Source organism: Streptomyces sp. NBC_00620, from assembly GCF_026341825.1.
Classification (GTDB): domain Bacteria; phylum Actinomycetota; class Actinomycetes; order Streptomycetales; family Streptomycetaceae; genus Streptomyces.
This window is the reverse complement of record NZ_JAPENY010000002.1, coordinates 2624038-2644561: the sequence shown is the minus strand read 5'-3', so window position 1 is coordinate 2644561 and position 20524 is coordinate 2624038. Positions and strand designations below refer to the sequence as shown.

Genomic DNA, 20524 nt, shown 5'->3' with positions numbered 1-20524 from the left:
CATGGGCCGTAAAGCGACCGCCCCAAGATTGGACCAGACCAATACTGCAGAAAACGTTGACATGTACGCAGCCCGGCGGAACTCTGAGAGCGCTCTCACGAAGACCGGAGGCCCCCACCCGAAGGAGGAAGAGCGTGTTCGGAAAACTCAGATGGCGGTCCATGGCGGTGGCCGCGGCCACCCTCGCCGCGGCCCTGTTCACGTTTGGGGCCCCGTCCGGGGCCGAGGCCGCCGTCCCGGCGACCATCCCGCTGAAGATCACCAACAACTCGGCCCGCGGCGACGCGGTCTACATCTACAACCTCGGAACACTGCTGACGACCGGTCAGCAGGGCTGGGCCGACGCGAACGGCACCTTCCACGCCTGGCCCGCCGGCGGCAATCCGCCGACGCCCGCGCCTGACGCGTCGATAGCGGGACCGGCGAACGGGCAGTCCAAGACGATCCGGATGCCCAAGTTCTCCGGCCGGGTCTACTTCTCCTACGGGCAGAAGCTCGACTTCCGGCTCACCACCGGCGGTCTGGTGCAGCCGGCCGTGCAGAATCCGAGCGACCCGAACCGAAACATCCTCTTCAACTGGTCCGAGTACACACTCAATGACGCCGGTCTGTGGATCAACAGCACACAGGTGGACATGTTCTCGGCCCCGTACGCCGTCGGAGTGCAGCTGGCCGACGGTTCGACGAAGAACACCGGTCACCTCAAGGCGGGTGGGTACAACGGGTTCTTCAACGCGCTGCGAGGTCAGCCGGGCGGCTGGGCGAACCTGATCCAGACCAAGCCGGACGGCACCGTCCTGCGAGCCCTCGCTCCCGGTCATGGAGTCCAGGTGGGCGCGCTGCCCAGCACGGTCATGAACGACTACATCAACCGCGTCTGGCAGAAGTACACGTCGTCGACGCTGACGGTGACGCCGTTCACCGACCAGCCGAACACGAAGTACTTCGGCCGGGTCTCGGGGAACGTCATGAACTTCACCAACAGCGCCGGAGCGGTCGTCACCAGCTTCCAGAAGCCCGACGCCGACAGCATCTTCGGCTGCTACAAGCTCCTCGACGCCCCCAACGACCTGGTGCGCGGCCCGATTTCACGCACCCTGTGCGCGGGCTTCAACCGTTCTACGCTCCTGGTCAACCCCAACCAGCCGGACACCAGCTCGGCGAACTTCTACCTGGACACGGTGACCAACCACTACGCCCGTAAGATCCACGCGCAGATGGCCGACGGCAAGGCCTACGCGTTCGCCTTCGACGACGTCGGTGCCCACGAGTCGCTCGTGCACGACGGCAACCCGCAACAGGCCTACATCACCCTGGACCCGTTCAGCTGACGGGGCCTGCGGACGGCCGGGGTGGTTGTGCGACTCCGGCCGTCCGTACGGGGGTTCAGTCAGGGTCCACGCAGAGAACGGGAACCCGCTGGACAAGGTTGACCGCGAAGCCTCCCCGGTTCCACGGCTGTTCCAGCGGCTGCGTGTGCCCCTCCGCGTCGGTGGCCCGCGCGCTGAGTACATGACTGCCGGGGCTTGCCGTCCAGGAGAGACGCCAAGTCCGCCAGGACCACCGGTGCTTGTCGGCCGGGTCCAACTCCGCCTCGTACCAGCTGCGTCCGTCGTCCGTGCTCACCTCGACCCGGGCGACCGGCGCGCGCCCGGACCAGGCCCGTCCCTCCAGCGGCACGGCGCCGGGCCGCACCACCCGCGCCCTGGACATGAAGTCCGGGAAGCCGGGCGGGACGAGCAGGGCTCGCGGGGCGATCCGGGTGACCGGTTCGCCCTCGTCCCCGGCGTCCTGCCGGAGCCGGTAGGCCACGGCCTGCTGGAAGCCGGTGAACGGTGTGTCGGTCACCGTGATGTCACGCAGCCACTTCACATGCGCCATGCCGTACCAGCCGGGCACCACCAGCCGCAGCGGACGCCCGTGCTGCGGGGGCAGCGGGGCGCCGTTCATCTCGTACGCCACCAGTACCTCGGGCTCACCGCCGGTGGCCACGTCCAGCGGAAGCGCACGCCGGTAGTCCTGCTCGACGCCTCGCTCGACCCCGTGGTCGGCGCCGGTGAACACCACGTCCACCGCCCCGGCCCCGACTCCGGCCTCCGCGAGCAGCACCCGCAGCGGCACACCGGTCCACTCCGCCGTACCGACCGCCTCGACCAGCCACGGCTGGCTCACCGGCCGTGGCGTCAGCAGGGCCCGGCCATTGCCCGCGCACTCCATGGTCACCCGCTGGGTCACCGCGGGATACGACTTCAGCTCGTCCATTGCAAGTACCAGCGGCTGCCGCACCCGGCCCCCCAGGTCCAGTCGCCACGAGGAGTCCTCGGTGTACGGGATGTCGTAGTGCGTCAGCACGTAGTGCAGCCCCGGTGGGGTCACGTCGTACCGCAGGGCCTCCAGTGGCAGCCCATGGTTCCGGGCGGCGAGGGCCAGCTCCTGCCTGCTGATGCCCTCACCTGCCCCGGCCACCTGGGCAGGCCCGCTCACGTCTTCAAGGCGATGCGCCATGCCCGTATTGTCCTCCCGAGCCGCGGGGTACCGCTATCAGACGGTGGCGGTGCTCCGGTTGACGAGGTCGTGCCAGCCGGACTCCAGGCGTTCGAGCGGCATGCCGCACTGGCGGGTCAGGTGGTTGATCAGGGCCGGCTCCAGATATCCCATGAGCGTCTGGGCGATGAGCTCGGTGTCCGCGGCCGGGACCGCCTGGCGGAGCAGCATCGCGACATGCATGAGGCGGACGCGGTAGGGGGCCAGGCTGAAGCGGCGGGTGACGTCCGATTCGGCGGCGAGGTACAGGTCGAGCTGGTCGGACATCTGGCGCAGGGCGCCGATACCGAAGGCATGCAGACGCTCCACCGGTGAGGCGCCGGGGCCCATCGGGGGCGGGCCGCTGAGGAACGCGGCCTGGAACTGCTGTTCGGTGTGGTCGAGGAGCGCCATCAGCAGGCCGGTGCGGTCGCCGAACCGCCGGAAGACGGTTCCCTTGCCGACCGATGCCGCGCAGGCGACGGCCTCCATCGTCACGTTGGCCACCCCGCGCTCCTCGACCAGCCGGGCGGCGGCCTCCAGCAGACGGGCACGGTTGCGCGCGGCGTCGGCGCGCAGCTGCGGCGCGCCGCCCCGGGGCGCTAGTTCCATCAGAACCGGCTCGTCGGACGGTTCCTGTCGCTTCGGGAAGGGCGGCAGTGGGGTGGACATGAATGCAGCGTAACGGCACAGACGGACAACTGGACTGCGGTCCGCTTCAGTGATACAACTTTAAACGGACCTTGGTCCGCTTTGTTGCCGCAATGTTTCAGCTTCGGGAGTTATCCATGTCCGTACAGATCCTCGCTCTCGTCGGCAGCCTGCGCGCCGGCTCGCACAACCGCCAGCTCGCCGAGGCGGCCGTCAAGCTCGCCCCCGAGGGCGCCGAGGTCGAGCTCTTCGAGGGCCTGGCCGAGGTCCCCTTCTACAACGAGGACATCGACGTCGAGGGCAGCGTGCCCGCCGCCGCTGCCCGTCTGCGTGAGGCCGCGGGCCGCGCCGACGCCTTCCTCCTCTTCTCGCCGGAGTACAACGGCACGATTCCGGCCGTGCTCAAGAACGCCATCGACTGGCTGTCCCGCCCGTACGGCGCCGGCGCCTTCACCGGCAAGCCGGCCGCCGTGGTCGGCACCGCTTTCGGCCAGTTCGGCGGCGTGTGGGCGCAGGACGAGGCCCGCAAGGCCGTGGGCATCGCCGGCGGCACCGTCCTCGAGGACGTCAAGCTGTCCATCCCGGGCTCCGTGACCCGCTTCGCCGACACGCACCCGGTTGACGACACCGAGGTCGCCGCTCAGCTCACCGAGGTCATCCACGCCCTCTTCGGCCAGGCCGGTACGCCCGCCGCCGCCTGACAACTCCCGTGAAAGGCCGGTCCGGTTGACCCGGGCCGGCCTTTCATGTGTCTCCAGGTCGCCGAGATCCTGGCGGAACGCGACCCTCCGGGACAGGATGCCCGCATGAAGGGTGATCTCTTTTCCAGTGACCACATGGTGCAGTCCGCCGTAGCGCCGGGCATGACCATCCAGAACGCCAAGTCGATCAAGTACGCCGTCAACGGCGACATGCTCGCGCGCCAGGGGGCGATGATCGCCTACCGGGGGAATCTGCAGTTCGAGCGCAAGGGCCAGGGCGTGGGCGGCATGCTCAAACGGGCCGTCACCGGTGAGGGACTGCCGCTGATGACCGTCCGCGGGCAGGGCGAGGCCTGGTTCGCACACGAGGCGCAGAACTGTTTCATCGTCGACATAGAGCCCGGCGACGTGTTCACCGTCAACGGGCGCAATGTGCTGTGCTTCGACGCCACGGTGTCCTACGAGATAAAGACCGTGAAGGGCGCGGGCATCTCGGGCGGCGGGCTCTTCAACAGCGTCTTCACCGGCCATGGCAAGCTCGGTCTTGTCTGCGAGGGCAACCCGCTGGTCATCCCCGTCTCACCGCAGCAGCCGGTGTTCGTCGACACGGACGCGATCGTCGGCTGGACCGCCAATCTGCACACCTCGCTGCACCGTTCGCAGTCGATCGGCTCGATGATCCGCGGCGGCTCCGGTGAGGCCGTGCAGCTCAAGCTGGAGGGCGAGGGGTACGTCGTCGTACGGCCCAGCGAGGCGACACCGCAGAAGGCTCAGCAGCACTAGAAGGGGAACGGCGAAGGGTGCCCCCCTCTGTGGCGGGGCACCCTCATGTCTTCCGTTACCGCCCGTTGGCAGCGGTGACATTGACCGCGGCCCAGGCCTTGGCCACCGTCTTGTACTCCGTGCTGCTCGCTCCGTACATGTCGGCGGCGGCCTTGAGCGTGGCCTTCCGCGCGTCGTGGAAGTCGGTCGTGGAGACCATGTAGCGGGTGAGCGCGCGGTAGAAGATCGCCGTGGCCTTGGCACGTCCGATGCCGGTCACCCGCGAACCGTCGTACGTGGGCGAGTCGTACGTGACGCTGCCGATCGTCTTCCTGCCGCTGCCCTCGGCGAGCAGGTAGTAGGCGTGCGAGGAGACGCCGGAGCCCGCGTGGACCTCGGTGTCGTAGACCTCGGGCGACCAGTAGTCGACGGCGCCTTCCAGCTTGTCCAGGGACGGTTGGTCGAGGCGGCGCAGGAACTTCTGCGCCAGCCCGAGCTTCTCGCCCACCAGGTAATTGGGCGGGTTCTTGGGGTTGTTGGCGGAGAACTCGACCGCCGAGCCGAAGATGTCGGCGAGGGACTCGTTCAGCGAGCCCGGCTCGCCGTACTGGTTGCCGTCCTGGTCCACGCGGGTGGGTTCGAGGGCGGCGGTCGCGTCGACGACGCCGTGGGTCAGCTCGTGCCCTGTGACGTCGAGGACGACCAGCGGCTTCTTGAGCATGTCGCCGTCTCCGTCGCCGTACAGCATGCAGCCACACGTCGAGTCCCAGAAGGCGTTGCCGACCTTGTTGCCGAAGTGGACCATCGCGCGGGCGCCGGCGCTGTTGTTCTTGATGCCCTTGCGGCCGAAGGTCGCCTTGTAGAAGTCCAGGGTCTTGGTGATGCCGTACTGGGCGTCGACCGCGGCGGTGACCCGGCTGGAAGTGGCCCCGTTGCCCCATTTGTTGTCGGCGTCGGTGAACTTCTTGCCGCGCGCGAAGGCTTCCAGTTCCTGGCCTCTGGCGTCCCGGGTCTCGGTGTTCCACCGGGTGGGGTCCTTGAGGAGGTAACTGGTGCGCGCGGTACGGGTGGTGGTCAGCGTCACCTTGCCGGCGAAGAGGGAGGCGCCGGTGCCGGTGGCCTTGACGGGGTACGTCGTGGCAGCTGTCGCGCCGAGTAGTCCGGTCGGCCGGGCCGACGTGCCCGTCTCGGGGTTCAGCTGCTCGCCACGCTCGCGCAGCGTCTCTCCCAGGGTCGGCGAGATGAACTCGTCGCTGTCGGGAGTGTTGCTGCGTATCCGGCCGGACCGGGCGTCCACCACTACCGTGCGCGAGCCGCCGGCCTCGGCCGTGTCGCTGTCCGTCACCCGCACCTGGTAGGCGAGTGCGGCCGCGCCGTCACGGGCGTCGACGACGAGCTCGGCGGCGCCCGCGTCGCCCTTCGCGACCGCGGCGGCCTTCTGCTCTGCCTGCTGCGGCGTCAGCTTCGCCTCGGTGGTGGCCGGCTCGACGGCATGGTCGGCGGCCCGGGTCACGCCGAGGTAGTCGGACTGCTTGCCGAGGTGGACGACCAGGTCGCCGCCGAGGACCGGCATACCGAGGTGGGTGCGGACGAAGCGGACGTGCTGCTTGCCGTCCGGATCCGTCATGACGTCCTTGGCCTGCAGGGTGTCACCTTGACCGACGCCGGTGGCCGACGCGTGGGCGAACGCGGCCGCCCGGGCGGCGTCCACCGGTGATGAGGCCGAAGCCGCGATGCGTACCGACGAGTCGGGCGCGGCCGCGAAGGCGGGGCCGGTCGGGAGCGTGACGGCCGTCGTCACCGCGACGGCGATCGCCACGCGGCGTATGTGGGGTCTACGCACTGTTTTCCTTCGAACAGGGGCGGCCGGGGTCGCCAACCGCCCTGACGCACGGCACCGTTGAGCGCCGTGGGGACTGTCGGGCCCCGGGGCGACAGATGTTCGAGGAGATGGGGAGGTTGCCTGGTGGGGTGCGTTGACACGTGCATGTGACCGAGGTCGCAGCGCGCCTCCGGCCCACGATGGAGTTCAGGCGGGCGGGACCGGAGGCGATGTCGTGTCAGATCACGCGGTGAGCGAGCGACGACAGCAAGGTGCGCAGGTCACGGGCGGGGCGCGGCGCGAGGGGCGCGCTCGCCAGGAGCGTGTGCGCGGCGCCGAGATGACGCCGGGCTTCGCGCAGGGCGGCGGAACGGCCGCCCGCCTGCTCGACGAGCGTCGCGGCCCGGCGGACGGCGGTGTCGTCGAGGGCGGCCCGGGAGGCGAGGAGTTCGGCCAGTGCGCGGTGGTCGGGTCCGTGCAGGGCCGCGAGGACCGGGAGTGTCTTCTTTCCCTGCCGCAGATCACTGTGGACCGGTTTGCCGGTGACCGCCGGGTCTCCCCAGATGCCCAGCAGGTCGTCAGCGATCTGGAAGGCCACGCCCAGATGACGTCCGGCCCTGTCCAGAGCCTGCGCCGTCTCCCGTGGCGCTCCCGCCAGTTGAGCCCCCAGGGCCAGTGCACAGCCGAGCAGGGCGCCGGTCTTGTGCTCGGCCATCCGCTCGTACTCCCCCACGTCCACCGCGTCCGGGCCGGTCCAGGGCCGGTGGGCGAACAGCAGGTCGTCCGCCTGGCCACGGACCAGATCGCCGAGGGCCGTGGTCAGATGGCGTACGGCGGCGGCACCATGCGAAGTCGCGGGCGCCGCGGTGAGGGTCTGCACGGCCAGGGCGAACAGCGCGTCCCCCGCGAGCACGGCGGGGCCCGTGCCGTACGCCTTCCACACCGCGGGGCGGCCCCGGCGCAGTGCGTCGCCGTCCATGATGTCGTCGTGCAACAGCGAGAAGGTGTGCACCAGTTCCACGGCGACCGCGCCCGGCACACCCGCGTCGGCGGGGGCGCCGGCCGCCTCCGCACCCAGGACGGCCAGCGCCTGCCGGACGCCCTTGCCCTGGCTGTGAGTCGCGGGGGCGCCGCCCACCTCGCAGCGGCCCAGCGCGTATCCGGCCATCTCCGCCACCCAGGGGTGCAGTCCGCCGATCGCCTCCACCATTGCGGGGGCAACGAGTTCGCGGCAGCGGTGCAGGATCTGCGGGGCGGCGGGGGCGTCCGGCGGTGACTGCCGGGACGCGGACAGGAGCGTCATCGTGCGACCTCCGTGCCTGCGCCGTCGGCCGAGTGGGCCATGACGTCCACGTCATCCGCGCCCGTGCCCTGCACGGCGGACGGCAGGAGACCGAGGCCGAGTTCCGTCCGTGCCCGCTCGACCATCCGCCCGGCGTGGCGCAGTCCGATGCTCTCCAGTACGCGGGCCAGTTCGGCCAGATCCGTGGCGGTCTCGGCGCGGTCGCGGCCGAGGCGGGCCAGGGACTTGACCAGGCCGAGTCGGGCAAGGGCCTGCCCGCGGGGCTCGCTCATCGCCTCGAACTCCGCCAGCGCCTGTGCGTAGACGTCTCGCGCCTGCTCGTAACGCCCGGCCCGGTAAAGGACGTTGCCGCGCATCTTGTGGTTGTAGGCGAGCGCACCGGACAGGTTCATCGCACGGCAGGACGCCTCCGCCTCGCTCAGCAGCTCCAGCGCGCGATCGGGGTCCTGGTCGCGTACGGAGACGATGTCCGCGAGCCCGCGCAGGGCCCAGGCGTGACCGCGCCGGTCCTCGGCCCGTGCGGCGATCTGGGCCGCCTCCTCGAACATGGCGTACGCCGTGTCGTAGGCGCCGGTGTTGCGGTGTATCTGCGCGATGCCCTCCAGGGCCCATACGGTGTGGCGGGCCTCGCCGCGCTTGCGGGCCTCGGCCAGGAGTTGTTCGTGCAGTTCGGTCACGGCCCCGTAGTCGCCCTGGATGCGGCCGGTCTCCGCCAGCCCCGCCAGGGAGTAGCCGCGCACCACGACGTCCCCGGCGTGCTCGCCGAGTTCGGCGGCCAGCCGCAGCAGCCGCCATGCCAGCGGGAACGCGCCGCGCTGCCTGGCCAGCGTGCCGCCGCTCCACAGCGCCCACGCCATCGCCCCCTCGTCCCCCGCCTCGCGAGCGGTGCGATAACTCGCCTTCCACGCCCGGTCGGCGTCCGCCACCTGTCCCAGACGCCGGTGCGCCTCGGCGACCGCGAGCCCCGAACGCGCCGCTTCGGCCCGGGCGCCCACGCGCTCGGCCTCGCGGAGTTGCTCGGTACCGGCCGCGAGGACATCGGTCAGTGAGGAGTTCACGGACAGGGTGGTCAATGCGCCCTGGTACTCCGGGGCGAAGGCCTTGCCGTACATGGATGCCTTTCGGTCTGCCACCGGTCGACGCGTCGGAGCGCTGACCAGTGGTGCTGGCTTGTCGGGGCCGGCGCGCGAGACCAGTGCCTATACACCTCACGTATACGCACCATGTATACACAGAGCGTATAGTGCATCGGATTTCCATCCGGAAATCCGTCCGGGAATCCACTGCTCGGTACGGTCGGCGCGCCGCCCACTCGTTGTCGATCAAGACGACGCCGGTGGCCGCAGGGTTGCCTGGCGTTGTGAAGAAGCCCGAACCAGCCGCAGGATTGCGGTCGTTGACCTTCGACCCCGAGAGCAGGCGCTGATGTCCGCAGGCCCCATGCACGCCCACGAAGTGCCGATCGACGACTCGCTCGTACGGCGGTTGCTGGCAGCGCAGTTCCCCCGCTGGGCCGGCCTGCCGCTCAAACGCGTCACGTCGTCCGGGACCGTCAACGCCCTCTACCGGCTCGGCGACGACATGGCCGTCGCCTCCCCCGCGTCCCGGAGGGCGCCGGCGACGTGGAGAAGGAGGGACGGTGGCTACCGCTCCTCGCTCCGCTGCTTCCGTTCGCCGTTCCCGAGATCCTCGCGACCGGAGTGCCCGGCGAGGGATACCCGTGGTCCTGGAGCGTGCTCCGCTGGCTCGGGGGCGAACTCCCCGCGCCGGACCGCCTCACCGACGCGGACGGGCTGGCCGCCGATCTCGGTCTCTTCGTCGCCGCGCTGTGGCGGGTGGACCTGCCGGGCGGGCCGCCCGCCTACCGGGGCGGACAGCTGGCATCCGTGGACGACGAGACGCGCTCCTCGCTCGGCGAACTGGACGGCATGATCGACACATCCGCCGCCACGACGGCCTGGGAGGCGGCGCTGTCGGCTCCCCTCTGGACCGGGCAGGACGTGTGGCTCCATTCCGACCTGATGCCGATGAACCTCCTCACCCGCCAGGGCCGCCTCAGCGCCGTCCTCGACTTCGGCACCCTCGGCACCGGCGACCCGGCCTGTGACCTCATCCCCGCCTGGAACCTTCTCCCCGCCGGGGCGAGACCCGCCTTCCGGCACGCGACAGGCGCCGACGACGCCACCTGGGCACGCGGCCGCGGCTGGGCCCTGTCCATGGCCCTGAACCAGCTCCCGTACTACCGCACGACGAACCCCGTGATGGCCGCCAACGCCGAGCACGTGATCCGCGAGGTCCTCGCCGATCCCGAGTGAAGGTGAGTTCTAGCGATGTCCGAGCTGCGTCCGATTCGGGGTCACCATGCGTCGATGACCGGCTCGTCGGGTTCGCGCTGGCGCCAGGTCTCGTTGAGGCGCGCGAGCCGGTCCGCGGCGGCGATGCCGCGCAGGGACGCGACCTTGCCGTCGCTGACTTCGAACGCCACGATGCCCACGACCCGGTCGTCGACGACGGCGAGGACGGCCGGGGAGCCGTTGACCAGCGCGATGTGGATCGCGGGCGAGCCGCCGGCCAGCCGCCGCTTCGCCGGTGTGGGCTTGAAGCCGCCCCGCACGAAAGAGGCGACCCGCTCACGCGTCTCGTACCGCAACAGCCGCCGGCCCAGTCCTGCGCCGTCCGAGACCGCCGTCACATCGTCGGTGAGCAGCGCCACCAGCCGTTCGGTGCGCCCCGACGTGGCAGCGACGAGGAACTCCGCGACGACCCGGCGCGCAGATGCGGGGTCGGCCTCACCTCCGCGGCGGCGCTCGGCGGCGACCCGGAACCGGGCCCGGTGGACATGCTGCTGGCTCGCGGACTCGGTGATGTCGAGGATCCCGGCGATCTCCGCATGGCTGTACGAGAAGGCCTCACGCAGGACGTAGACGGCCCGCTCGACCGGCGAGAGGCGCTCCAAGAGGGCCAGTACGGCCAGGGACACCGATTCGCGCTGCTCGAAGGTGTCGGCCGGGCCGAGCATCGGGTCGCCCTCGAGAAGTGGCTCGGGCAGCCAGGCACCGGCCGCTCGCTCGTGGCGCGCCCGCGCCGAGCGGAGCCGGTCGAGGCAGAGATTGGTGACGACCCTGGTCAGCCACGCCTCCGGCACCTCCACCCGTTCGCGGTCCGCGGCCTGCCAGCGCAAGAACGTGTCCTGCACGGCGTCCTCGGCGTCGGCGGCCGAGCCGAGCAGACGGTACGCCAGAGAGGCCAGCCTGCCCCGACTGGCCTCGAACCGATCGAGGGCCGCGCTGTCCATGCGGAACAGCCTATGCGGCGACCCTCGCGTCGACCCGGTCTGGCGCGGTGGCCAGGCGGCGCTTGCGCTTCGGCAGGCCGAAGGTCGGGTGGGCGATGCTCCACCCGGACGCCTTGAGCACGCCCGACTTGAGCCGCGCGGCGGCCTTGCCGCCCAGGTACCAGGACTTCGACCGGACGTCCCCGTCCACCATCTGGAAGATCGCGTCCCGCCGGCCGAGGCTGATGTGGTTGCCGTAGTACTTCAGCCCGGTGGTCGGGACCTCGCTGCCCGTCAGGCGCGCGATGATCGCGGCGGTCGCCTGCATGTTGGTGTAGCCGGCCGAGCCGCAGGACATCGGCAGCAGCCGGCCGTTGTCGCCGATCGCGTAGGCGCAGTCACCGGCGGCGTAGACGTCCGGGTGCGAGACCGAGCGCATGGTGCGGTCGACGACGATCTGGCCGGTGTCGGCGACCTCCAGGCCGCTTGCGGCCGCGATGGGGTGCACGGCGAACCCGGCCGCCCACACGGTCACATCGGCCGGGATGGACGTACCGTCCGCGGCGATCGCCCGTGCCGGCTCGACGGCTTCGATGCCGGTGTGCTCATGGACGGTGATGCCGAGCCGGTCGAAGGCCTGGCGCAGGTGACGGCGGGCCTTCGGGGAGAGCCAGGCGCCCAGCTCGCCGCGCGCGGCGAGCGCGACCGAGAGGTCGGGCCGGGACTCGGCGAACTCGGTGGCGGTCTCGATGCCGGTCAGCCCCTCACCGACGACCAGCACGGTGCCGCCCCCGCCCAGGCCGGCCAGGCGCTCGCGCAGACGCAGCGCCGAGGACCGGCCGGTCACATCGAAGGCGTACTCGGCCACGCCGGGGACGCCGTGGCGTGCCACGGAGCTGCCGAGCGCGTAGAGAAGCGTGTCGTACGCGAGCTCGCCGTCGCCGTCCTCGCCGGTCACGGCGACGGTCCTGCGCTCGGGGTCGACGCCGGTGACGCGCACCAGGCGCAGCCGCACCCCGGTGCCCGCGAAGACGTCCGCGAGCCTGCGGAACGCGATGTCATGGCCGATCGCGAGCTGGTGGAGCCGCATCCGCTCGACGAAGTCGGGCACGGCGTTCACGACGGTGATCTCGATGTCGGCGGCCGAGAGCCGGCGGGCCAGGTTCCCGGCGGCGAAGGCCCCGGCATATCCGGCGCCGAGTACGACGATGCGGTGCTTCATGGCGTTGCTCCTGTCTCGTTCGCGTGCCCCTTGAACGAGACGGCGCCCCGATTGCTGACAGGAGCCAGATGTGACGCGGGTCACCGAACCAGGCGTCGAAGTGAGCCTCCTGCCCCCCCCTGACGCATGGAACATATATTCGATTACGGAGGTACGCTGGATCCATGTCCACGCACCTCCAGGGCTCCCTCTTCGACCAGACCGACGAGCCGCACCTCACCCCGCTGAAGGGGATGCGCCGGACCGCGCTGGGCCACGGCGCCTGGATCGACCTGCTGCCCGGGTGGCTCGGCGGGGCCGACGCCCTGTTCGATCGGCTCCTCTCCGACGTGCCGTGGCGGGCCGAGCGGCGGCAGATGTACGAGCAGGTGGTGGACGTACCGAGACTGCTCGCCTATTACGCCGGCGGCGACGCGCTGCCGCATCCGGTTCTCGACGAGGCGCGGGATGCGCTGTCCGCCCACTACGCCGCCGAGCTCGGTGAACCGTTCACCACGGCCGGGCTCTGCTACTACCGCGACGGCCGCGACAGCGTGGCCTGGCACGGGGACCGGATCGGGCGTGGCGCGCGCGAGGACACCATGGTCGCCATCCTCTCCGTGGGCGCCCCGCGCGATCTGCTGCTGCGTCCGCGCAACGGAGGAGACACCGTGCGGCGCCCTCTCGGGCACGGCGACCTGATCGTGATGGGCGGCTCCTGCCAGCGCACCTGGGAGCACGCCATCCCCAAGTCGGCGCGGGCGGCGGGACCTCGGATCAGCGTCCAGTTCCGCCCGCACGGGGTGAACTGAGCCGCAGCTCCTCACACCGGGCGCGTGAGGTGGGCCTGCACTGTCGGGCCGTACCGGTCGACGATGTCCTCGATCGCGGTCGCACGCAGACTGGTGCCGCGGGCGATGCCGTACATGACGCCGAGGCCGAGCAGCGTGCTGACGGCGAGTTCGGCGCGCAGGCCCGCGTCGGGGCCGGTGAGGCGTTCGGCGAGCCGGTCGCTGACCTGGGTGCGGAAGTTGGCGCGCAGTATGTCGCCCTGCTCGCCCTGGAGCGGGGCGAAGACGATCCGCAGGATGGGATCGGCGCCGCGCTCGGTCTGGCCGACCAGCAGATGGCGGACCATGTGCCGGCCGAGGTCCTCCAGCGGCGCGTCCAGCAGCGCGGCCGTGTCGGAGTCGAAGGACATGACACGCGCGAACAGCGCGTCCTTGTTTCCGAAGTACTTGAGGATCAGCGGCGGGCTCACCCCGGCCCGGTCGGCGACCGCCTTGAGCGTGATGTCCGCGTGGGCGCGGCGGGCCAGCAGATGGCGGGCCGCGCGGAGGATGGCCGCCTTCGTCGCCTCGGCGTCGCGGCGCGGCGCGGCGGCGGATGCCGTGAGACCGGGGGGCGGGGTGGTCACGGTACTCATGCTCCTTCGAGTGCCTCGTCGCGGGACACTTCGGTACGGTCGCGGGCACGTTCGGTGTCACGGGAGGCGGGGTCGGCGGGTATCGCGAGCGCGGCGGCGCAGGCCACCAGGGCGACCGTACCCGCCATGGCGAAGGCCAGCAGATAGCCGTGCAGCGTGGGCACCGGGGCGCCGCCGATGAGGCTGGTGTGGTGGACGAGCACGGCGGCGACGGCGGCGCTGCACACGGCCTGGCCGATGGTCCGCATCAGGACGTTGACGCCGTTCGCGGACGCGGTCTGCCCGGCGGGCACGGCGCGGATGATGAGGGTGGGCAGGGCCGAGTAGGCGAAGGTCGTTCCGATCGACACGACCGTGGCACCCAGGATGATCGCCCACAGGTCGCGGCTGTCCGCGATGCGCAGGACATAGCCGAGGGCGATGACCCCGGCGCCGATGGCCAGCGTCACACGCGGGCCGCGGTTGGTGGAGATGCGCGCCGAGACGGGCGAGAGCAACAGCATGGTCACACCGCCGGGCAGCAGGCACAGGCCGGTAGCCACGATGGACAGCCCGAGCCCGTAGCCGGTGGCCTCGGGCGCCTGCACGAGTTGTGCGGTCACCAGGGTGTTCGAGTAGAAGGCGAAGCCGGTCAGAAGCGCCGCCACGTGCGGCAGCGCGACGCGCGGGCGGGTGGCCAACTTCAGGTCGACCAGGGGCCGTTCGGCGCGACGCTGCTGCACCCACCACAGGGTCAGGACGACCGCGCAGGCCACGAACAGGCCCAGGATCCGAGGGCTGCCCCAACCCCACTGGCCGCCCTGCGATACGCCAAGGAGCAGACAGACCAGGCCCGCGGCGAGACCCAGCGCGCCCAGCGTGTCGAAGCGGCCCGGCTCGCGGACGGGCGACTCGCGCACCGCCCACGAGGCGAGCGCGAGACCGAGGGCGCCGAGTGCGGCCGTCGCCCAGAACATGACGTGCCAGTTGGCGTACTGGACGATCAGCGCGGCGAGCGGCAGGCCGAGGGCGGCGCCGATGCCCAGGGTGGAGCTCATCATCGCCACCGCGCTGCCCGTGCGCTCCGGCGGCAGTTCGTCCCGCAGGATGCTGATCGACAGCGGCACGACGGCCGCCGCCGCGCCCTGCAGAGCACGCGCCGCGATCAATATGCCGATGTCGGACGTGACGGCGCACACGAGCGAGCCCAGCGTCATCAGCCCGAAGGCGATCAGCAGTACGCGCCGCTTGCCGTACATGTCTCCCGCCCGGCCGAGGACGGGAGTGAGCACCGCTCCGGCAAGCAGGGTGGCCGTCACCATCCAGGAGACCGCGCCCGCCGAGGCGCCCGTCAGCCGGGGAAGGTCCGGCAGCAGCGGCACCACCACCGTCTGTGTGACGGCCATGACGATCGCGCCGAACGCGAGCACCGGGACCGTCAATCGCTCACGCAGAGCCGCCATGGGTACTCCAGGAGTCCAAAAAATAGGTGAATAGCAATTCACCATAGCTAGTGAATCGCTATTCACCAAAGAAGCCCGGTCGTGGACGGCTACCGCTGAGTGCGGGCCTGCACCGTTCGCGCCAGCCGCGGACCCAGCCAGCGCTTGAACCGGCGCAGTGCCTCCAGCTGTCCGGCCGCGCGGTCGATCCGGTAGTACAGCTGCGGCGGGATGTACGGCAGCAGCGGCGAATGGCGCTGGCCGAGCAGGGCGAACATCTGCGCCGGCGGGAGGTGGATGTAGCGCGGGAGGTTCTCGTACCACTGGGCACTGTGGCGGGCCGCGCTCTGGATCGACAGGAGCGCGGCCCTGCGCTCCTGCTCGTAGTGGGCGAGGGCGGCGTCCAGCTCCGGGATCTCGCGCAGCGCTCCGGCCAGCGAGAGGGCGTCCTCCAGAGCGAGGGTGGTGCCCGCGCCGATCGAGTAGTGCGTGGTGTGGGCGGCGTCGCCGATCAGGACGAGGTTGCCTCGGCGCCAGGTCCGGTTGGTCAGGGTGCGGAAGTTCAGCCACTGCGCGCTGCCGTCGCTCTGCGCCCGCCCGATCAGCCCGTGCCCGTCCAGGAGGTCGGCGAAGAGCTTCTCGAGAAGGGCGAGACCGTCACCCTCGCTCGCCGTGTCGAGCCCGATACCGGTCCAGGTCTCGGGAGAGCACTCGACGACGCAGGTGCTGTGCTCCGCGCTGAACGGGTAGGCGTAGCACCAGATCCAGCCATGATCGGTCTCCACGAAGGAGAAGGTGAAGGAGTCGAAGACCTTGGTGGTGCCGAGCCAGCTGTAGACGTTCCGCCCCAGCGCGATGTCACTGCCGAAGTGGTCGGCATGGCGCTCCCGCAGGGCGCTGTTGACTCCGTCGCCCGCGACGACGAGATCGACGTCGGGCAGCCGGTCGGCGGTCACCTCGTGCTCGAACTCGACGCGCACGCCGAGAGATTCGGCCCGTTCGGCGAGCAGGTCGAGCAGTCGGCGGCGGCCGATTCCGAACCCCTCGTCGCCGGGGTGGACGGTCCTGCTCTCGCCCACCTGGGCGACCCCCTCGCTCCAGCGGACCGAGTTCTCACTGACGGCGCGCGCGGACTCGGGGTCGCCTTCGCTGAGTTTGTCGAGCAGGCCCGCCCAGTACGTCACTCCCCAGCCGTAGGTCGACCCGGCCGGATTCCGTTCGTAGACGGTGATGTCGTGGGACGGGTCCTGGCGCTTCATCAGGATCGAGAAGTACAGGCCGGCGGGTCCGCCACCGACGCACGCGATCTTCACGCGCACTCCCTCTGTTGCACATTGCGGTCAATTGACTGCGAAGAGTAACAGGGGAGGGCTGCGGGTCATGGTGCGCACGACATTTGCTTAATTGTCCGGATCACAGCCAACCGACATTCGACGATTTCTCCCACCCTCTGACGAACCGATAGGCATACCGAGTCGTTCAACAGAGCCCGATACAGGAGGACTTCGTATGCCGGAACTCACCCGTCGCCATGCCCTGGGTGCGGCGGCCACGCTGGCCGCCGTGGCTGCTTCCCAGTCCCTCAGTGCACCGACGGCCACCGCCGCCGGACACGACCACACCAGGCCCGAGGCCTTCGACGAGGTCTACCGGGGCCGCCGCATAACCGGCCGTCCCACCAGCGGGAGCGGACACCACCACGGCGCCGGCTACGCCGTGTTCATCGACGGCGTGGAGCTGCATGTGATGCGCAACGCCGACGGCAGCTGGATCAGCGTCGTCAGCCACTACGACCCGGTGGCCACCCCGCGCGCCGCCGCCCGCGCCGCGGTCGTGGAACTGCAAGGGGCCCCGCTCGTCCCGTTCGACGCCAACTGACCCGCCCCGCAAGCAGACTGTGGAGTCCCGCACATGACCGTACGCAAGAACCAGGCGAGCCTGACCGCAGACGAGAAGCGGCGTTTCACCGACGCGCTGGTGCAGCTCAAGCGCAGTGGCCGCTACGACGACTTCGTCACGACACACAACGCGTTCATCGTCGGCGACACGGACAACGGCGAACGGACGGGCCACCGTTCACCGTCGTTCCTCCCCTGGCACCGCAGATTCCTCATCGAGTTCGAGCAGGCACTGCAGTCGGTCGACCCCGCCGTCGCCCTGCCGTACTGGGACTGGAGCACCGACCGCACGACTCGCGCATCCCTGTGGGCGCCCGACTTCCTCGGCGGCACCGGGCGCAGCCGGGACGGCCAGGTGATGGACGGACCCTTCGCGGCCTCGGCCGGCAACTGGCCGATCAGCGTGCGCGTCGACAGCCGCACCTACCTGCGCAGGTCGCTCGGCGGGAGCGCCCGGGAGCTGCCCACCCGCGCCGAGGTGGAGTCCGTGCTCGCGATGGAGACCTACGACATGGCGCCGTGGAACAGCGCCTCGGACGGTTTCCGCAACCACCTCGAAGGCTGGCGGGGCGTCAACCTGCACAACCGGGTCCATGTCTGGGTGGGCGGCCAGATGGCCACCGGCGTCTCCCCCAACGACCCGGTGTTCTGGCTCCACCACGCCTTCATAGACAAGCTGTGGGCCGACTGGCAGCGCCGCCACCCCGGCTCCAGCTATCTGCCGCTGGGCGGGACCCCGGACGTCGTCGACCTCGACGAGACCATGAAGCCGTGGAACGACGTGCGGCCGGCCGAACTGCTGGATCACACGGCGCACTACACGTTCGACACGGCCTGAAAGTCTGACCGCTACGCGTCGGCGGTCTCCGTCGTACGGCACTCGGGGTGTCCCCAGCCGGAGCCGTTCTTGGCGATGGGCTCACCCGCCGCGTAGGAGCGTCCGCACAGGCAACGGCCGGGGAACTTCGCCTTGATCGTGCGGGCCGGGCCGCTCTGCTTCGCGGTCTTCGCGGGGGCGCGGCGGCGCGCGGCGGCCGGGACGGTGTCGGGAGCGGGCGGCGGCTGGGGAGAACCGAGGTCGCTGCCCGCGGGCTCCTGGACGATCGCCGCCTGGCTCGCGGCCCGGTCGGCGAAGTCGTTGAGGCGGTCGCCGTCGACCTGGTGCGCGGGGACGTAGCGGAACTCGACGGTGCGTCCGGTGAGGAGTTCGTCGATGCGGGCGACCAGTTCCTGGTTGGCGACGGGCTTGCCGGAGGCCGTCTTCCAGCCCTTGCGCTTCCAGCCGGGCAGCCAGGTGGTGACGGCCTTCATCGCGTACTGGGAGTCCATCCGGATCTCCAGCGGGACGTCCGGGGCGATCGCCGTCAACAGGCGCTCCAGCGCGGTGAGTTCGGCGACATTGTTCGTCGCGGTGCCCAGCGGGCCGGCCTCCCACCGGGTGGGGGTCTCGTCACCGTCGGCCACGACCCAGGCCCATCCGGCGGGTCCCGGGTTCCCCTTCGACGCCCCGTCACAGGCGGCCACAACACGTTCAGGCATGGCCCCGATGATGTCACGGTCGGACGGCTGCTCCGGTACCGGGTCGCAGCCTGCCACTGCTGCCGAGCAGCCGCTCCCCCAGCGCGGTGGCCGTGTGCAGGACGTACTTGCCGTCGCGGCGGCTGGCCACCAGTCCCCCGTCGCGCAGGACGCCGATCTGGTAGCTGGCGCTGGGCAGCGCGATCCCCACGGCCGCGGCGACCTCGGAGGTGGTGCGGGCGTGGCGGCCCGCCACCTCGGCGAGTACGACACTGCGAGTGCGGCCCAGCAGGCGTTCGAGCCCGTCGTCCGCGGCGCGCGCGACAGCGAGGGGTGCCTTCGCCACCGGATAGACGAGCACCGGGTCGAGGCCGGGGTCGGCGAGTGCGGTCGGCCGACGCCAGCAGAAGAACGAGGGGACGAGGAGCAGACCGCGCCCTTCCAGATGCAGATCGCGTTCGATGGGGTAGTCCACCTCGAGCACGGGAGATTTCCAGCGCGCCAGCGGACGCAGTCCGTCGAGAAGGGCCTGGGTGCCGCCGTCGAGGAGGTCCCGGGAGCGCAGGTCGACGTCGTCGGCGACCGCCGTGCGGATGTGCGTCCAGTACGGCTCGAGGAGGGCGCGGAAGTAGACCCCGAGGGCGTTCGCCAGTGACTTGAGCGGGTCGCCGCCCGGTTTGCCGAGTGAGGTCGCCCAGCTCGGAACGGGGCGGGAGTCGGCCAGCCGTGTCAGGTCGCGCACCAGCCGGGTGCGCGGGGTGCGCCGCACCTGGTCGAGGCCGGCCGGCAGATCGCCGCCGGTGACCGATGGTGTGAGGAAGTCCGGGATGTAACCCGTCGAGGGAATCAGTGTTCGCAGCGGGTACAGCGCTCGGCCCGCGACCGGGTCTCTGGAGAGCCGGTCGCGGGCCGAGCGGCGCCAGTGACCGAAGTCGAGCGGTCCTTGGCCGGTCTCCAACCGGCAGACGCTGCACACCAGTTCCCACAGAGGATCCGGTTGCCGGGCCACGCGGATGTTCTGCAGATCGTGCGACGTGAAGTGAATGCGGAGCATGCGGCCTCTCGCGATTCTTGTGGGGGGTCGGTCACCCGAAGGTGCGGCGGCCACAAGAAGGGACGAAAAACCGCGTCCGCGTGGTTGCCCTCGCGGGCGAAAGGTTCAGGACACGTCGGTCAACTTGGGCATGTCGCCCTCGGTCGTGCTGAGGTCGATGACGGAGAACGACGCGCCCTGCGGGTCGCTCAGCGCCGCGAACCGTCCGAACGGGCTGCTCATGGGCCCGAAGCGCAGAATGCCGCCGCGTTCGGTCGCCTTCGCCACTGCCGCGTCGCAGTCCTCGACGGCGAAGTAGACGTTGACGTACGACGGGACCTCGGGAGGGAAGTCGTCCGTCATCTTCATCCGGCCCAGGACGGTGTCCTCGCCGACGTTGAAGATCCTGAAGTCCATCTCGGGTCCGGCCTCGGGTGCGTCCATCTGCTTCGCGCTGAACGGGAAGACGGCGGGGAGGAACGCGTCGGTCTTCTCGGGCTCACGGGTGAAGACCTCGGCCCAGGCGTACGCGCCGGGCACGGAGATGGCCTCGAAGCCCTCGTGGGTGCCCGCCTGCCAGACGCCGAAGACGGCGCCGCTGGGCTCACTGGCCAGGGCCATCGTGCCGAAGTCGCCGACCTGCATCGGCTCCATCACGACGGTGCCGCCGTTGTCCCGGATCTTCTGTGCGGTCACGGCGACGTCGGGCGAGGCGAAGTAGAGGCACCAGGCGGACTGGCCCTCCTGCCCGGGCATCGGCGGGACGACGGCGGCCACCGCTTTACCGTCCTTGTACGCCTGCGTGTAGTTCCCGTACTCGCTGGACGACTCGCCGAACGTCCAGCCGAGCACGTCACCGTAGAAACTCTTGGCCCCCTCCACGTCGCTGAACATCGCGTCCGCCCAACAGGGCGTTCCCTCGGGTTGTACGGCCATGACGTCGACCTTCTCCGGTTGGGTGACTGGTTCCACGTTTCACGCTAGCCAGGCC

The 20524-nt window shown here is 70.6% G+C and carries 19 protein-coding genes and 1 pseudogene; 7 read left to right on the top strand and 13 right to left on the bottom strand.

Features of this window, described 5'->3' with window-relative positions:
* Positions 1–134 precede the first annotated feature (134 nt).
* Positions 135–1331, top strand: coding sequence for a glycoside hydrolase family 64 protein (locus tag OG246_RS31180; RefSeq protein WP_266470665.1), 1197 nt, complete (start codon positions 135–137; stop codon positions 1329–1331).
* 55 nt (positions 1332–1386) lie between these two features.
* Here OG246_RS31180 and OG246_RS31175 read toward each other — a convergent pair whose 3' ends face one another.
* Both OG246_RS31175 and OG246_RS31170 read right to left on the bottom strand, forming a co-directional pair.
* On the bottom strand, positions 1387–2505 hold the full coding sequence (locus tag OG246_RS31175; RefSeq protein ID WP_266470663.1) for a sulfite oxidase: 1119 nt from the start codon (positions 2503–2505) through the stop codon (positions 1387–1389).
* A 36-nt stretch (positions 2506–2541) separates the two neighbouring features.
* Positions 2542–3195, bottom strand: a complete 654-nt coding sequence (locus OG246_RS31170) for a TetR/AcrR family transcriptional regulator (RefSeq protein WP_266470660.1) — start codon at positions 3193–3195, stop codon at positions 2542–2544.
* Between the two features lie 116 nt (positions 3196–3311).
* Between OG246_RS31170 and OG246_RS31165 the strand changes: the two genes are divergently transcribed.
* Both OG246_RS31165 and OG246_RS31160 read left to right on the top strand, forming a co-directional pair.
* A complete protein-coding gene (locus tag OG246_RS31165; protein ID WP_266470658.1) occupies positions 3312–3875 on the top strand; it encodes an NAD(P)H-dependent oxidoreductase in 564 nt (187 codons plus the stop codon).
* Between the two features lie 105 nt (positions 3876–3980).
* The gene (locus OG246_RS31160; protein WP_266470656.1) at positions 3981–4658 is read left to right on the top strand and encodes an AIM24 family protein; all 678 of its coding nucleotides are present in this window, start codon (positions 3981–3983) and stop codon (positions 4656–4658) included.
* Positions 4659–4713: 55 nt separating this feature from the next.
* Here OG246_RS31160 and OG246_RS31155 read toward each other — a convergent pair whose 3' ends face one another.
* The 3 genes from OG246_RS31155 to OG246_RS31145 all read right to left on the bottom strand — a co-directional run bounded on the left by OG246_RS31155 (position 4714) and on the right by OG246_RS31145 (position 8874).
* A complete protein-coding gene (locus OG246_RS31155) occupies positions 4714–6480 on the bottom strand; it encodes a M4 family metallopeptidase (protein WP_266470655.1) in 1767 nt (588 codons plus the stop codon).
* 217 nt (positions 6481–6697) lie between these two features.
* Positions 6698–7762: a polyprenyl synthetase family protein gene (locus OG246_RS31150; protein WP_266470653.1), complete on the bottom strand. Its 1065-nt coding sequence runs from the start codon at positions 7760–7762 to the stop codon at positions 6698–6700.
* Positions 7759–8874 carry a tetratricopeptide repeat protein gene (locus tag OG246_RS31145; RefSeq protein ID WP_266471039.1) on the bottom strand — a complete coding sequence of 372 codons (1116 nt, stop codon included), beginning with the start codon at positions 8872–8874 and terminating at the stop codon, positions 7759–7761. Before OG246_RS31145 ends, OG246_RS31150 begins: the two co-directional genes overlap by 4 nt.
* Before the next feature lie 313 nt (positions 8875–9187).
* On the opposite strand from OG246_RS31145, the pseudogene OG246_RS31140 reads away from it, so the two are divergent.
* Positions 9188–10077, top strand: a pseudogene (locus OG246_RS31140) (aminoglycoside phosphotransferase family protein).
* Positions 10078–10118: 41 nt separating this feature from the next.
* Here the strand turns inward: OG246_RS31140 and OG246_RS31135 are convergent.
* Together OG246_RS31135 and OG246_RS31130 are read right to left on the bottom strand one after the other, a co-directional pair.
* A complete protein-coding gene (locus tag OG246_RS31135; protein ID WP_266470650.1) occupies positions 10119–11057 on the bottom strand; it encodes a sigma-70 family RNA polymerase sigma factor in 939 nt (312 codons plus the stop codon).
* Between the two features lie 10 nt (positions 11058–11067).
* A complete protein-coding gene (locus OG246_RS31130; protein ID WP_266470646.1) occupies positions 11068–12258 on the bottom strand; it encodes an NAD(P)/FAD-dependent oxidoreductase in 1191 nt (396 codons plus the stop codon).
* Between the two features lie 164 nt (positions 12259–12422).
* On the opposite strand from OG246_RS31130, the gene OG246_RS31125 reads away from it, so the two are divergent.
* Complete coding sequence (locus OG246_RS31125; RefSeq protein ID WP_266470643.1) at positions 12423–13049, top strand: alpha-ketoglutarate-dependent dioxygenase AlkB; 627 nt, start codon at positions 12423–12425, stop codon at positions 13047–13049.
* A gap of 11 nt (positions 13050–13060) precedes the next feature.
* Here OG246_RS31125 and OG246_RS31120 read toward each other — a convergent pair whose 3' ends face one another.
* The 3 genes from OG246_RS31120 to OG246_RS31110 all read right to left on the bottom strand — a co-directional run bounded on the left by OG246_RS31120 (position 13061) and on the right by OG246_RS31110 (position 16397).
* Positions 13061–13663, bottom strand: coding sequence for a TetR family transcriptional regulator (locus OG246_RS31120; protein WP_266470641.1), 603 nt, complete (start codon positions 13661–13663; stop codon positions 13061–13063).
* Positions 13660–15105 (bottom strand): MFS transporter, encoded by a 1446-nt coding sequence (locus tag OG246_RS31115; RefSeq protein WP_266470639.1) that lies wholly within the window; start codon positions 15103–15105, stop codon positions 13660–13662. The genes OG246_RS31120 and OG246_RS31115 overlap by 4 nt, the downstream gene beginning before the upstream one ends.
* 89 nt (positions 15106–15194) lie before the next feature.
* The gene (locus tag OG246_RS31110) at positions 15195–16397 is read right to left on the bottom strand and encodes an FAD-dependent monooxygenase (protein WP_266470636.1); all 1203 of its coding nucleotides are present in this window, start codon (positions 16395–16397) and stop codon (positions 15195–15197) included.
* 196 nt (positions 16398–16593) lie between these two features.
* Here OG246_RS31110 and OG246_RS31105 point away from each other — a divergent pair, with 196 nt between their 5' ends.
* Positions 16594–16962: a tyrosinase cofactor gene (locus tag OG246_RS31105; RefSeq protein ID WP_266470633.1), complete on the top strand. Its 369-nt coding sequence runs from the start codon at positions 16594–16596 to the stop codon at positions 16960–16962.
* Positions 16963–16995: 33 nt separating this feature from the next.
* Positions 16996–17820 (top strand): tyrosinase family protein, encoded by an 825-nt coding sequence (locus tag OG246_RS31100; RefSeq protein WP_266470630.1) that lies wholly within the window; start codon positions 16996–16998, stop codon positions 17818–17820.
* A gap of 11 nt (positions 17821–17831) precedes the next feature.
* Here the strand turns inward: OG246_RS31100 and OG246_RS31095 are convergent, their stop codons facing one another.
* The 3 genes from OG246_RS31095 to OG246_RS31085 form a co-directional block, all read right to left on the bottom strand.
* Complete coding sequence (locus OG246_RS31095) at positions 17832–18533, bottom strand: ribonuclease H (RefSeq protein ID WP_266471037.1); 702 nt, start codon at positions 18531–18533, stop codon at positions 17832–17834.
* Between the two features lies 1 nt (position 18534).
* Positions 18535–19554, bottom strand: a complete 1020-nt coding sequence (locus tag OG246_RS31090; protein WP_266470628.1) for a helix-turn-helix transcriptional regulator — start codon at positions 19552–19554, stop codon at positions 18535–18537.
* Positions 19555–19659: 105 nt separating this feature from the next.
* A complete protein-coding gene (locus OG246_RS31085; RefSeq protein WP_266470625.1) occupies positions 19660–20469 on the bottom strand; it encodes a VOC family protein in 810 nt (269 codons plus the stop codon).
* Positions 20470–20524: the final 55 nt, after the last annotated feature.

Excerpts from the sequence above, each read along its gene's own strand:
- OG246_RS31145 (WP_266471039.1), bottom strand. The coding sequence starts at position 8,874 with ATGTACGGCAAGGCCTTCGCCCCGGAGTACCAGGGCGCATTGACCACC.
- OG246_RS31115 (WP_266470639.1), bottom strand. The coding sequence starts at position 15,105 with ATGGCGGCTCTGCGTGAGCGATTGACGGTCCCGGTGCTCGCGTTCGGC.
- OG246_RS31175 (WP_266470663.1), bottom strand. The coding sequence starts at position 2,505 with ATGGCGCATCGCCTTGAAGACGTGAGCGGGCCTGCCCAGGTGGCCGGG.
- OG246_RS31130 (WP_266470646.1), bottom strand. The coding sequence starts at position 12,258 with ATGAAGCACCGCATCGTCGTACTCGGCGCCGGATATGCCGGGGCCTTC.
- OG246_RS31120 (WP_266470641.1), bottom strand. The coding sequence starts at position 13,663 with ATGAGTACCGTGACCACCCCGCCCCCCGGTCTCACGGCATCCGCCGCC.
- OG246_RS31125 (WP_266470643.1), top strand. The coding sequence starts at position 12,423 with ATGTCCACGCACCTCCAGGGCTCCCTCTTCGACCAGACCGACGAGCCG.
- OG246_RS31085 (WP_266470625.1), bottom strand. The coding sequence starts at position 20,469 with ATGGCCGTACAACCCGAGGGAACGCCCTGTTGGGCGGACGCGATGTTC.
- OG246_RS31160 (WP_266470656.1), top strand. The coding sequence starts at position 3,981 with ATGAAGGGTGATCTCTTTTCCAGTGACCACATGGTGCAGTCCGCCGTA.
- OG246_RS31150 (WP_266470653.1), bottom strand. The coding sequence starts at position 7,762 with ATGACGCTCCTGTCCGCGTCCCGGCAGTCACCGCCGGACGCCCCCGCC.
- OG246_RS31135 (WP_266470650.1), bottom strand. The coding sequence starts at position 11,057 with ATGGACAGCGCGGCCCTCGATCGGTTCGAGGCCAGTCGGGGCAGGCTG.
- OG246_RS31090 (WP_266470628.1), bottom strand. The coding sequence starts at position 19,554 with ATGCTCCGCATTCACTTCACGTCGCACGATCTGCAGAACATCCGCGTG.
- OG246_RS31100 (WP_266470630.1), top strand. The coding sequence starts at position 16,996 with ATGACCGTACGCAAGAACCAGGCGAGCCTGACCGCAGACGAGAAGCGG.
- OG246_RS31170 (WP_266470660.1), bottom strand. The coding sequence starts at position 3,195 with ATGTCCACCCCACTGCCGCCCTTCCCGAAGCGACAGGAACCGTCCGAC.
- OG246_RS31165 (WP_266470658.1), top strand. The coding sequence starts at position 3,312 with ATGTCCGTACAGATCCTCGCTCTCGTCGGCAGCCTGCGCGCCGGCTCG.
- OG246_RS31105 (WP_266470633.1), top strand. The coding sequence starts at position 16,594 with ATGCCGGAACTCACCCGTCGCCATGCCCTGGGTGCGGCGGCCACGCTG.